This is a genomic window from Tolumonas lignilytica (genome assembly GCF_000527035.1).
GTDB classification, from domain to species: Bacteria; Pseudomonadota; Gammaproteobacteria; order Enterobacterales; family Aeromonadaceae; genus Tolumonas; species Tolumonas lignilytica.
Genome location: NZ_AZUK01000001.1, coordinates 3,143,614 through 3,157,153 on the forward strand (window position 1 = coordinate 3,143,614; position 13,540 = coordinate 3,157,153).

The following is a 13,540-nucleotide window of genomic DNA, read 5'->3' on the forward strand; positions in this document are numbered from 1 at the left end:
CCTATTTAATTTGTATGCAAATTAGGAACTGGCAGCCGTTTGACTGCCAGAGAAATTGATTAATGTTTGTTCTGCTTTTGAGGGAGGCGCTGGAATGCCTTGCCATCACCATCAAACAGGTAGCAATGCTCTACCGGTAATTGCACGCCGACGACTTGTCCGGCAGAAATGATGGAACGTTCGGCATTGCGGACGACCCAAGGCTCACTGGCATTCCCGTTATCAAGATAGAGATAGGTTTCGTTCCCCATGTGCTCGACAAACATGACATGAGCCTGGTATTGAGATTCCTGAACGTTGCCCCACAAGATATGTTCGGGGCGAATGCCTAAATTGACGCTTTGGCCTTCGGCATAACGTGGCGTGCTGATTGGCAGCACCAGCTGTTTGCCGTTATCTAGTTTCACCACACTTTCTGTTTCACCAGCCTGAACCAGACTGGCGGGGATCAAATTCATTTTGGGGGAGCCGATAAACTGCGCCACAAATTCGTTTGCAGGGTGGTCATACAATTCCAGTGGCGTGCCGACCTGTTCGATGTTGCCTTTGTTCAGCACTACGATTCGGTCAGCCAGCGTCATCGCTTCCACCTGATCGTGGGTTACATAGATGATAGTTGAGCCCAGACGTTTATGCAGATTGGCGATTTCCATTCGCATTTGTACGCGAAGGGCCGCATCCAGATTCGACAACGGTTCGTCAAACAAGAACAGTTTCGGTTCGCGGGCAATGGCGCGCCCAATGGCTACACGCTGCCGCTGACCACCAGAAAGATCTTTCGGGCGACGTTGCAGCAGAGGTTCTAACTGCAGAATGCGAGCACTGTTTTGTACTTTTTCGTCAATTTCTTCTTTTGATTTACCAGCCAGTTCCAAGCCAAAAGCCATGTTCTGATAAACACTCATATGCGGATAAAGGGCATATGACTGGAACACCATGCCGATACCGCGTTCCGAAGGGGTATCATCATTCACATAAGTGCCATCGATATACATACTGCCGGCAGAGATATCTTCCAGACCTGCAATCATGCGCAGCAACGTGGATTTTCCACACCCTGAAGGGCCAACAATCACAATAAATTCGCCGCTGTTTACCTGCAGGTCGAGTGATTTGATGACTTGAGCATGTTCGCTATAACGTTTGTTTAATTTCTCTAATCTTAAATGAGACATGGCTTTACATCCTGTTCGGTAGGCGTTCCCATTGGGAACGCCATTCATCATAAAAGTTATTTCAGGTAATCCAGATAAGGGCTCTGACGCGCGATCATCAGATCCACCAGCTCCGGTATGCTGCGGCATTTGTTATTCACGGAATCCACCAGCAAGGCCTGCACCACCAATTCGCGAGACTGATTCAGCACCGCTTCTGCCGTCAGATCGTGTACGGCCACCTGATTGGATAGCAGACCGGCAATACCCGCGGGTACATCGAGCTCAATACCGTGGACACCTTTGCTGTCGATGATGGCCGGCACTTCAACCGCGATAAACTCAGGTAACTGCTTGATAAAACCTTTGTTTGGAATGTTGACGGCCGCTTCTTCATAACCGGCATTAGTCAGAATGCCTTCGATGATGGGCACGACACGTTCTTTCAGTTTCAGCTCAATTACAGGTTCTACATGGCCGAGATAATTGCGATAGAACGTATAGAAATCGAGGATCCCGCGGTGATCACTGACGTCATAGGCCCAACTGATGTATTCACCAAAATGGCTGTCGCCTGTGATAGGCATATAGTTGAACTTGGTGAGAATTTCCTTAAACAGCGTGCGATCCGCCCATGGGTAAGCACTGTCGATCCCGCCCAGCGAATCACGTTCGGTGGCGCCCTCGGTTTCGATCAACTTCCCGTGTTTTTGGGTGTAGGCCAGAATGTCACTGAACCCCGGCAGCTTTTCAAAATAAGCCGGTGCTTTCGCACGCACATCGGGATACGCATCTTTACCGCTGTCACGGTAGCGAGCATTGAGCAGTACGCTGAAATGGTTCAGACCACCCGCCCGCAATTCGAGATTACTGAACGGCGTGTTCAGAATTTCCGGCAGATAACGCTCCAGTGACGCGATTTCATGGCACATGCCGACGAAGTTTAATTGCGGGAATTTCCGGTTGACGGTGGTGCAAATCCGGCTCATCGGGTTGGAGTAGTTGAAGATCCAAGCGTCAGGGCAGATCGCGGCGATATCCTCACAGATGGCCAGAATCGGTGGAATGATACGCAAGGAGTGGAACAGACCGCCAGGGCCGCCATTCTCGCCATAAACCTGCTGAATGCCATATTGTTGTGGCAGCTTCCAGTCCATATCCCACAGCGCGAACCGATCTCCGACTTCAATAGAAATCATGATGAACTGAGCGCCTTTCAACGCTGTTTTACGATCTGTGGTGGCGCTGACCGAGAAGGGCAGGTCTTTTTCTGCAATGAATTTCTTTGCGGTCTGTTCGGTCGCCGCTAATGCAGTGGGGTTGATGTCGTGTAATACAATTTCACTACCGGCCAGTGTGGTGCTTTGAAAGATGTCGCCCAGCGTGCCGTAACCAAACTGCGCACTGCCTGCACCGATAAGGACAATTTTTGTACTCATTCTGTTCACTCCTGATTAAAGGTAGAAATTCCGGCACTAACCTTTGACAGCACCACTGGTCAGCCCGCTGACAATACGTTTCTGGAAAATCAGTACCATGATGATGATTGGCAAGGTCACCACGACAGAGGCGGCCATGATGTTGCCCCAAGGTAATTCAAACTGAGAGGCACCCTGTAACATGCCGATCGCAACCGGAACGGTGCGTTGCTCGTTCGAGATGATAAATGTCAGGGCAAACATGAACTCATTCCAGGCACCGATGAAGGCCAGCAGACCTGTAGTGACCAGCGATGGCCCCATGATGGGCGCGAAAATGCGGCTGATGATGATCCACAGACCGGCACCATCAACGATCGCGGCTTCTTCCAGTTCAACGGGTAATGACTTCATGAAAGTGGTCAGAACCCACACGGTAAATGGCAGTGAAAAGGTGGTGTAAGAGAGGATCAGTGCGCCCAGCGAATCATACAAACCGAGGAAACGTACCAGCTCAAACATACCGGATAACACGGCAACCTGTGGGAACATGGAGACACACAGAATAGTGAACAGAATGTATTTACGTCCTTTGAACTTGATGCGAGCCAGCGCAAATGCAGCGGTAATCGAAACCAGCAAGCAGATCCCAACGGTCACTGTTGCCACGAGAAACGAATTCAACAGACTGCGGGCGATGCCGTTTACCATCAGTGCATTGACATAATTCTCCCAGTGGAACGATGTTGGCAGATAATTCGTGAGGAACAATTCCTGCCCGGTACGCAATGAGGTCAGGATGGCGTTGTAAAATGGGAACACACAAATCACACTGGCCAGCGCTGCAGCAGCATAAATCAAAGTCTGGTGAGCGAGATGGCGTTGGCGGCGAGTTAACTTCATTATTTATTCTCCTTGCCTTCGTCATTGTAACGACCGAGATACAGGAAGCAGGCGGCGATACCGGCAACCATCATGAATACCAATACCGAAGCGGCAGAACCGGAACCCATTTGTTGATACGAAACCAGTTGTTCACGGGCATAACCGGAAATGGAGATGGTGGCTTCACTATTTGAGGTGAGCACATAAATCAGGTCGAACACTCGTAAGGCATCCATCACGCGGAAGATTAAGGCCACGATCATGGCTGGCATGATTAAGGGGATGGTAATACGGGTGAAGCGTTGCCATGCCGTCGCACCGTCAACGCGAGCTGCTTCATAAAGATCGGATGGGATCATTTGCAGCGCAGCTAACAGCATCAGAGCCATGAACGGAACAGTTTTCCAGACGTCTGCGATCACCACTGCCCACATCGATAAGTTCGGTTCTGCAATCCATGCCAGCGGAGAATGTATAACGCCCATTCGTGTGAGCAGATCATTGATGACGCCATATTGATCATGGAACATCCAGCCCCACATTTTGGCCGTCACGATAGTTGGAATGGCCCACGGCACCAGAATGGCCGCACGAACCACGCCTTGCCCGCGAAATTTCTGGTTCATCAGCAGTGCCAGTAACATGCCGAAGAACAATTCAAAGGAGACTGAAACGCCCGTAAACCAGAGAGTGTTCAGTACTGCTTTCCACCACAAAGGGTCGGCTAATACCCCAATACTTTCACCATCGGCCCAGGCCAGATAGTTATCGAAACCCACCATGTTATAAAGATCGGGGGTATCTAATGCGGCATCGGTAAAACTGTAAAATAAGGTGCGTAATAATGGCCAACCAGCAACAGAAGCCAGCAGGACAAGAGCCGGTGCAACCAAGATCCATGCAGCTCGGCTGCGGCGTTGTTGCAGACTGCATTTTTTCTTCTGCGGAAGGGCTTCGCTTTGCTGATTTGCCTTCGAGGCTGTCTCTTTGGAAGGCAATGATTCAGAATGGTGATTCATCAACGTTTACTCCTTGTGGGACAAAAGCTGAACAACAGTATTGCCCCTGACCGGGGCAATACATTCATGCTTACTTCCACTCTCTACCTTTGATGCGTTTCAGTTTGCTTTCCAGATCTGCTACTGCTTTTTCACCGGTGGAGCGGCCACTCAAGACATCATAAGCAGCGTTGTAAACAGCTTTCGAGACTTTAGGAAACTGTGATTTTGTTTCCACGGCTGGGCGGGGAACGGCGGTGGCGAACACGTCTTTAAATTCAGCCAGATATGGGGCTGAGGCCATTACTTCAGGATCTTGATAAACATCCAGACGAGACGGCGCAACACCTAAGGTTTTGAACTGCATTTTCTGTGATTCGGCATCGGTCAGAATACGGATCAACTGGATTGCTGCATCCGGGTGCTGGGTGTACGCACTGACAGCCCATTGCCAGCCGCCTAGAGTGGCTGCGTGTTGACCATTTTCACCGCCTTTCGGTACAGGAATTACCCCGACCTTACCTTTGACCGGGCTGGTCGGATCTTGCGCCAGAACATAGGCATATGGCCAGTTACGCATGAATGCGGCATCGCCGTTCTGGAATACCGCACGGGACTCTTCTTCCATGTAGCCCAGTGCGCCTTTCGGCGAAATGGTATCGATCCAGCTGGCTGCCATGTTTAATGCTTTGGCTGCTTGCGGATTGTTCACCGTGATTTTCCCGTCTTTATCAACAAATGTGCCGCCGTTATAAGAGGCGATCCATTCGAGAGCATCACAGGTCATACCTTCATAGGCTTTACCCTGGAAGACAAAACCCCAGAAGTTTTTCTTGCCAGCTGCACGTTCACCTTTCTGGATCTTTGCAGCGATGCGAGTGAGTTCTTCCCAGGTTTTAGGTGGCTGTTCACCATATTTTTCCAGCAGGTCCTTGCGATAATACATGGCACCCGCATCCAGGAAGGCAGGGATAGCTTTCACTTTGCCGTTTACGACATCGTTATTCCAGGCGGATTGGAAGAACTGAGGTTGCAGATCTTTTACTTTGTCTGTCAGGTCTAACAAATGTTTATCTAGCACACCCAACCACACAGTATCGGCCTGAAATACATCGACTGCTTTGCTGTCTTTCGCGGCGAAGATTTGCTGGAATAAGCCTAATTTTTCATCTGATGCCGGAGGTAATTGCACAAACTCCAATTTGTTGTTTGTTTCTTTTTCAAAGCGGGCTTTGATGTAATCACAATAAGCTTTACCGGTACTGCTGTTTGCACATTCCATTTTCAGCGTATCAGCATGCGCGGTATTCAGAGCTCCGGCAACCAATGCGGTAATCAGACCCAGGGTGTGTTTTTTCATAGTAACCTCTCGTCATCGTTATAGAGTATTTGGTTGGGAAATCGTCCCTAAAGCATAGCCAACCAAATGTTTGATACCTGAACAGCAGTGATGTTAGAGAGGATGAGAACCAAAAAGAAATGATTTATTTACGCTTTGATATAGAATTAATCTATATCTTCGCGTCAGAGAGTGATCATGGACAGAATTTTGCAGCAATTCCTTGAGGTGGCGACTTTACAAAATGTGAGTCATGCAGCGAAAAAACTATGTTTGAGCCAGCCAACATTGACGCATAACATGAAGAAGCTGGAAGAGTCTCTGGAAGTGCAGCTTTTTATCCGTACTTCAAATGGCGTGAAACTGACTGAATTTGGTGAGGTGTTATTAGAACAAACCCGGATCATGCAACGCATCTATGACAACACGCTGATCAAAATGGAAATGCTCAAAGAACGCCATGAACGTGAGTTAAGAATAGGCTCCGGGCATGCATGGTGGTTCCTGTTTCTCAGCGATATGATTGATATTTATCGTCAGGTGCATTCAGCCGCGAATATTTACATCGACATTGGTAATCATTTAAGACTGATGGATCTGCTGCTCAGTGGTGACATCGACCTCTTTATTGGGCATGAAATTCCCGGGTTGAATAAGCGAGCCGGAGTCTTCTTCATCCCTTTATTTATCTCGCACGATAAAGTCTTCGTTCGGGAAAACCATCCATTAATGATGAAACCTTGTCGTCTTGATGATTTACTGGATTATCCAACCATCGAAATTACCCCAGACGAAGTGCGTCACGCCCATGTTGTAGAAGATTTTCAACCCAAGAAACTCGAACGCACGCAGCTACATCTCACGGAAAAAATTCTGTATCGCAGCAACTCGATTGTGACCTGCATTGATATGGCTCGAACAACGAACGGACTTTTACCGTTTCCGGGTTCTATGGCGTCTTATTTCAAGCAGTTCAATCTGGTTAGTCTGACTCTGACTGAGGAATATACAAAAGGTAGTGTCGGTATTTACATGATCAGAGAACGTCAGGACGATCCGCATATTAAGGACGTGTTAATGCTGATCCAGCAGAGTTTAGAAAAAAAACGGCATTTGATTTTTTAAGCAGACCTGCGAGAGGCCCGGGAATAACCTATTCCCGGGTAAATATCATTCTTTACCGACTAGATCCGATAACGCCTTAACGGCACGTTTGACGGGATTTAATGAGTCAGTACCAACCGATGGTTCTGCAGGGGTGAGCAATGGCAATAACTGATCATGTACGGTCTTGACTGTTCCCATACCTAAAATGATCTGATATTGGCCACTGGTACGGAAGGTACCGGAGACTTCACTGATTTGAGCAAGAGCATGCTCATTTACAATGGAATCATCACTGAGTACAAACCGTAAGCGTGTCGCGCAATAGACCATCGATATGATGTTGTCATTACCACCTAACGCTTCAAAAATAGTCTGAGCTACTGTTTTTGTATCCATGAGGGTTCCTCTTGTTATGGCTGGATCTATTGCATCGTAATCAACCTATTTTCATTCCTGAAATGCTTTTTTATCACACAGATATAGATTAAATCTATATCTGTGGCCTTTTTTAAGATTAAATCAAAAAATACTTAATAAATTCATCATATTGCAATCGTGATGATTTGACATATAGAGGAAGAAATAAGCGCAAAGACCTGCGTGAAAACGACTAAACTAAATAATACACACAAAATATAAGGGTATATTCTTTGACCCTGTAGCTTTTGTGGCAAAGATGATGGAACACGATCTGTCAGCAAGGGAGCGTTGCCATGTCGATGAATAGTAAAATAACCCGTGTTCAGGTCCATTTCTTTTTAATCATTGGTGTGGGTATATTGTTGGCCACTCCAGCATTAATGAATAGTTTTCTAACAGGGCATGATTTTTTATTTCATATCATATTTAGTCAGCATTTTAGTGAACAATTCTGGCAGGGCGAAATATACCCACGTTGGATGCTGAATATGAATGTGGGATTGGGCAGTCCGACCTTTTTCTTTTATGCACCAATTCCATATTATATCACGAGCCTGATCATATTTTTAATTCTTGGTGATATAAGCGGTTGTTTGCCTCTAGTTATTTCAGCAACGTTAGCATTAACTGCATCTGGAATAACATCTTATTTGTGGTTAAGAAAATTAGCGACAGATAATATGGCTTTGAGCTTTTCAATGCTCTATATGATGCTACCATATCATTTCATTGTTGATTTTTATATTCGTTTCGCTTTCGCTGAACTATGGGCATTTGTATGGATGCCGCTGATTTTTATGTTTAGTTATAAAACCAGTGAAGAAGGGGAAGCTAATCTTATTTGGTTAGCGATAGCATTATCATTGTTAATGATGACGCATTTACCGACATTGATAATATTTATGCCGGTATTTATAAGCCATTTTCTATTTGTAAATGAAAAAGAGAATAGAAGAAAAACAGTAGCAAGTCATATGATTGCTACCGTTCTTGCGATTGGTTTAGCTGCTGTATATTGGGTGCCGGCAATGACTACGCAGGAATATGTGTCTATGAAAAGCATGTTTTCAGGCATGTTTCACTATACGAATAATTTTTTATTAACCGGCCCCATTTATGGGCATAGCCGGTCATTCTGGAATTATCTTTCCTTCATTACACTGTTTCTAAGTCTGGTGGTTTTTATTGTGTGGTTCTTCGGTAGAACGAAAACTGATGTGATGTTCCACAAATCCATTAATTTCTGGATGGTAATATCATGGTTATCTTTATTTATGACATTGCCACTAAGTCGTTTCGTCTGGGAGATTTTTCCAGTTGTGCAGAAAATACAATTTCCATGGCGTTTTAATACCATACTTTCCTTTGCATCTGTCACTTTGTTTGCTTTGGCTTTTTCAAATAAACATGAAATACCATTAAAGATAAATACACATAAATTGCTTGTTTTTTTATCGTTGTTGTTGGGCGTGCTACTCATCAGCGAATTTGTATATGGCTATAATTCAATGGTCAATAAGCGGATGAATGAAAAAGATGTAATCTCTTATTTTCTTATCAGTCGAAGCCCTCAGGAATACAGACCCTATTGGGTGCCTGAGGAACAATTTTATTCTGATCATATAAAGGCATTTGCGGCCTCCATTCCCAAAGTTACAAGTGATAGCAACACGCAATGGGAGATTAAGAAATGGTCACCACGATTAATCATTCTAAAAACGAATGCTACGAAAAACAGTGTGGCGGTGTTACATCAATTCTATTATCCCGGTTGGGTCGAAAAAATTAATTCAGTCTCTGAGGCCGTACCAGTGACCTATACCAATCAGGGGGTGATCCAATTTATGATCCCTTCGGGTCAGCATGAAATCACGTTGACGTTGCAAACACTGTTAGAGGAGAAAATAGGGACTGTCATCAGTGCATTATCTTTGGTTGTGTGGTTTGTTTTACTACTGTTCATGCGTAAGGAAAAGCAGAAATAGAGAAGATAATGGCGTCCCCGGCGCGACTCGAACGCACCGCCTGCTCCTTAGGAGGGAGCCGCTCTATCCTGATGAGCTACGGGGACTTGGTGCTGATGGTACAAGAAAATTTATAAATTTCAATGATCTCGATAAGCTAAAGCTATACTAGGAATATAGCTTGTCACGTTCAGGTTGCAGAGATTGTTGAATCCAGATTTAGATACCATGAATGTACTGTTGTTAAGTTAAGCAAAGGTAGACAAGGGGAGCGTGTTATGCGGGATAAGCAAAATAAGCCAAAAACTATTCGGATCATTCTTCAGGTATTTATTTTTTTTATGGCTTTTTTGAACATCGGGCAGACCTTTGCCACCGAGCAAACTCTTCATTATTTTCCCTCCGGTCCAATATACGATTACCGCTGGAAACTGCTGGAACTGGTGCTGAAACATACCGAACAGAAACCAAATTCATTTCATTTAGAACCATATACGGAAGATATCACTCAAAACAGAGGCATCTCCTTACTGCAATCGGGTGCGATTGATGTAATCGCATTAGGCACAAACGCCGAACGTGAAAAGCAGGTTCTTCCAATAAAGATTGATATCTTACGCGGCATTGTGGGGTTCCGGTTATTGGTCATTCGTGCCTCAGAACAGGCTCACATTGCACAGATGGATGCACAATCTCTACGCAAAAATTTAATGTTTGGTCTTAACAGTCAGTGGGCTGATTTGCCGATTATGCGTGCAAATGGTTTTTCCGTCGTTACGTCTTCTGATTATGAAAACTTATTTGTGATGTTAGCGGCGGGCCGATTTGACGCATTTCCACGCGGGCTCAACGAAGCACAAATGGAGTTGGATCAGCGAAAGCAGAATTATCCGCAACTGGCTGTTGAAAAAACAAAAGCACTGTTTTTTCCTTATCCGGTCTATTTTTGGGTTAACAAAAACAACACCGCGTTGGCGCAAAGAATAGAACGAGGGTTAAAGTTATCTCTGCAGGATGGCTCATTCCAAAAATTGTTTGAAAGTTACCATGCGTCAGAAATTGCAAAGATAAAAAAAGAAAAACGGGAAATCATTAAGTTAAATAATCCGATATTACCGGCGGGTAACTCATCGCCAGACACCAGTTGGTGGTGGCCAAAACAGGATAAAGGTGTTACTTATTGATAGTGTTATAAAATATTTGAATCAGGAGATGCGATGCGTTCAACACAAACACTATCTCGCCGCCTTCTATACACCATGCTTCCCTGGTATGTGTTGTTAACGATTAGCGTTGCCAGCGTTCAGTTGATGATTCAATATTTTATTGTTGATCACGATATCGGTAATGATCTGATCTCCTTGAATCACACGGTGGAACCTGTGGTAACTGAAGCAGTCTGGGAACTCGATCCGCTGCAGTTATCTTCTGCTGCTCGGGGTGTGAGACAAAACGCGATTGTTACGGGTGTCAGGATCAGGAATGAAAAAAATAAAACACTGGTGACTGATGGTGAGATCCCGCCATTACAAAATGAATCGGCTGATTTTCTATCGCGGGCGTATAAACAAAAAGAACAACCTTTATATCATCTGTCGCTTGATGGTCATCGGCATCTGATTGGTTATCTGGATCTGTACTCCAGCAAACAGGTACTTTGGGATCGCATCAAATATAGTCTTTCCGTGATATTGCTGAACTCCATTATTCAGGCAACTTGTCTGTGGTTTATTTTTTCATGGGCTGTGCAATATCGATTATCCAATAGTGTCACTCAAATGGCGAAAACCATCGCGGGTTGGCAATTTAAAGCCAAAGACATGCGTGTCGAACAGATTGAATATCCTTATACCGATGAGTTGGGCGGGCTGGTGGATGCCCTGAATGAAGGGCAGGTTCAGCTCTTCGATTCCATGCAAAAACTCAATGATATAAATCTGAATCTCGAACAGCTAGTTAAAGACAGAACGGTAGAATTACGGCAAGCCAAAGAAGTTGCAGAACAGGCAAATCTCGCCAAAAGTCAGTTTCTTGCCAATATGAGTCATGAGATTCGCACCCCAATGAATGCGATCCTTGGGATGCTATTCCTTGCTCTTAAAACAGAGATGTCACCCAGTTTACATAATTACTTGGTTAAGGCTCAGGGCGCAGCTCATTCGCTGCTGGGGATCATCAACGATATTCTGGATTTTTCCAAAATCGAAGCCGGTAAGCTGGAATTGGAACACATTGAATTTGGTCTCGATAGTGTGCTTGAGCAAGTGACCGATGCGATCAGTTATCAGGCCGAAAATAAAGGCATTGAATTTCTCATTCGTCATGATGCCAATATTCCTCCGGTTTTAATTGGTGACCCGCTGCGGTTGGGTCAAATTCTTCTGAACTTATGCGGGAATGCCGTGAAATTCACAGAACGTGGTGAGGTCGAGCTTGCGTTCTATTGTCTTGGTATCACTGAGTCTGAATTAAATATGCAGATCAGTGTTAGAGACAGTGGCATTGGTATGACTCAGGAACAACAGGACAAACTATTCCAAAAATTCACGCAAGCCGACCAATCGACCACCCGTCATTACGGTGGCACAGGGCTGGGGCTGGCTATTTGTAAAAATCTGGTTGATATGATGAATGGCCGGATCTGGATTGAGAAAACGCAATTAGGCAAAGGCACAACAATTTGCTGTACGCTTACCTTCAACATCGGGCAAAAACTTCGGACCCGTCGTAGTGAGTTGCTGGAACAGGTGGGGCCACTGCTGCAAGATATTCGTGTATTAGTCGTGGACGATAATGCCTTGTCTCGCGAAATATTAACGGAGCTGCTGCATTTTTTCCGAATTGATGTCAGTGAAGCGAACGATGGTCCTACCGCGTTGTTAGCCCTTGAAACGGCCAATCTGAAACCATTTGATGTGGTTTTAATGGATTGGAAAATGCCGGGAATGAATGGGGATGAGGTTGTCAGACGAATTCATGCCGAGAAAGGTTTGGTACATCAACCCAAAATCATTATGGTCACCGCCTATGGACATGAAGATGTTATTCAGTTGGCTGAACAGGCGGGCGTTGATGGTTTTCTGATCAAGCCGGTATCTCCGTCGTCACTCCTCGATACCATTCTTTCAGCGCTTGGCCGAGGGCGGGTGCTGCGCGAAATAGACGATACACATCAGGATGCCATCGTATTTGCGGAACATAATGATTTTACCGGTAAACAGATCCTGCTGGTTGAAGACAATGACATCAATCGTGAATTCGCAGTGGAACTATTGCGCAGTCAGGGCATTGTTGTTGACGCCGCTGTTAATGGTGCAGAAGCTATTAAAATGGTTCAAGAAAAAATCTATGACTGTGTATTGATGGATATTCAAATGCCGGTGATGGATGGTTACGATGCCACGCGCCATATTCGTGCCTTAGCTACAACTCCGGGTGGAGCACGATTTGCCACATTACCGATTATTGCCATGACCGCGTTGGCAATGGTTCAGGATGCCGAGAGAATCCATGCCGTCGGTATGAATGATCATATCACTAAGCCGGTTGAGCCCAGTCGGTTGATGTCTGTACTGGCGAGATGGATGCCCTCAACCCCATCGGATGGAGGAGAGCCGGCTCATCATTCCGCTAACATTGTCCCGGCATATTCCAACGAACTATTAGCCCTGACGACCTTGAATATTAAACAGGGGATCCGCCGTATCGGTGGCAGAGAAGACGCTTATCGGAAACAGTTACGTCGTTTCAGAGAACATTACGGCAATGCAGATAAGCAACTGCAGCAGCTTTCAGAACAAGATATTCAACAGGCTGAAGCTTATTGTCATGCGTTAAAAGGTGTAACGGGGAATATCGCGGCAACCAACCTTTTTGAATCAGTTTGTGTTATTGATAAACAATTGAAAGCTGGGCATTCGCCGAGTTCGTCACAATGGGAAAATATGCGACATCACTTGCATCAAGTGATCAAGGATATTGATAGTCTCATTGATATTTCCTCTTTGACATTAAGCACCTCACGATTAAATGATGACGAGATTAAAGAGAAATTTAGTCAGTTAGCGAATGCACTAAAATTTGATTTAGGGGCTGCTGAATCATTGTTTACAGAGCTTAAAGGAAATTTATCCAGTCCTGATATGGAGTCAGCTTTGCGTGATATTGAAGAAAAAACGGACAGTTTTGCGCTGGATGAGGCATTGAGCCTATTGAGTCATTTACAAAATAAATGGCAAAGCAGAGAACGGTGAGT

Annotated in this window: 10 protein-coding genes and 1 tRNA gene; 4 read left to right on the top strand and 7 right to left on the bottom strand. The window is 45.3% G+C overall.

Going from position 1 to position 13,540, the window contains the following annotated elements:
* Positions 1–59: 59 nt before the first annotated feature.
* The 5 genes from H027_RS0114815 to H027_RS0114835 form a co-directional block, all read right to left on the bottom strand.
* Complete coding sequence (locus tag H027_RS0114815) at positions 60–1,175, bottom strand: ABC transporter ATP-binding protein (RefSeq protein WP_024873225.1); 1,116 nt, start codon at positions 1,173–1,175, stop codon at positions 60–62.
* A 56-nt stretch (positions 1,176–1,231) separates the two neighbouring features.
* A complete protein-coding gene (locus H027_RS0114820) occupies positions 1,232–2,593 on the bottom strand; it encodes a family 4 glycosyl hydrolase (RefSeq protein WP_024873226.1) in 1,362 nt (453 codons plus the stop codon).
* Between the two features lie 36 nt (positions 2,594–2,629).
* On the bottom strand, positions 2,630–3,475 hold the full coding sequence (locus tag H027_RS0114825; protein ID WP_024873227.1) for a carbohydrate ABC transporter permease: 846 nt from the start codon (positions 3,473–3,475) through the stop codon (positions 2,630–2,632).
* A complete protein-coding gene (locus H027_RS0114830) occupies positions 3,475–4,476 on the bottom strand; it encodes a carbohydrate ABC transporter permease (protein ID WP_024873228.1) in 1,002 nt (333 codons plus the stop codon). Before H027_RS0114830 ends, H027_RS0114825 begins: the two co-directional genes overlap by 1 nt.
* A gap of 70 nt (positions 4,477–4,546) precedes the next feature.
* The gene (locus tag H027_RS0114835; RefSeq protein WP_024873229.1) at positions 4,547–5,815 is read right to left on the bottom strand and encodes an ABC transporter substrate-binding protein; all 1,269 of its coding nucleotides are present in this window, start codon (positions 5,813–5,815) and stop codon (positions 4,547–4,549) included.
* A gap of 177 nt (positions 5,816–5,992) precedes the next feature.
* On the opposite strand from H027_RS0114835, the gene H027_RS0114840 reads away from it, so the two are divergent.
* Positions 5,993–6,919: a LysR family transcriptional regulator gene (locus H027_RS0114840; protein ID WP_202593447.1), complete on the top strand. Its 927-nt coding sequence runs from the start codon at positions 5,993–5,995 to the stop codon at positions 6,917–6,919.
* Between the two features lie 45 nt (positions 6,920–6,964).
* Here the strand turns inward: H027_RS0114840 and H027_RS0114845 are convergent, their stop codons facing one another.
* Positions 6,965–7,297, bottom strand: coding sequence for a PTS transporter subunit EIIB (locus H027_RS0114845; RefSeq protein WP_024873231.1), 333 nt, complete (start codon positions 7,295–7,297; stop codon positions 6,965–6,967).
* Positions 7,298–7,614: 317 nt separating this feature from the next.
* Between H027_RS0114845 and H027_RS0114850 the strand changes: the two genes are divergently transcribed.
* A complete protein-coding gene (locus tag H027_RS0114850; RefSeq protein WP_024873232.1) occupies positions 7,615–9,306 on the top strand; it encodes a glycosyltransferase family protein in 1,692 nt (563 codons plus the stop codon).
* 9 nt (positions 9,307–9,315) lie between these two features.
* Here the strand turns inward: H027_RS0114850 and H027_RS0114855 are convergent.
* Positions 9,316–9,392 (bottom strand) — tRNA-Arg (locus H027_RS0114855).
* A 171-nt stretch (positions 9,393–9,563) separates the two neighbouring features.
* On the opposite strand from H027_RS0114855, the gene H027_RS0114860 reads away from it, so the two are divergent.
* On the top strand, positions 9,564–10,469 hold the full coding sequence (locus H027_RS0114860; protein WP_024873233.1) for a substrate-binding periplasmic protein: 906 nt from the start codon (positions 9,564–9,566) through the stop codon (positions 10,467–10,469).
* 33 nt (positions 10,470–10,502) lie between these two features.
* On the top strand, positions 10,503–13,538 hold the full coding sequence (locus H027_RS0114865) for a response regulator (protein WP_024873234.1): 3,036 nt from the start codon (positions 10,503–10,505) through the stop codon (positions 13,536–13,538).
* Positions 13,539–13,540 lie beyond the last annotated feature (2 nt).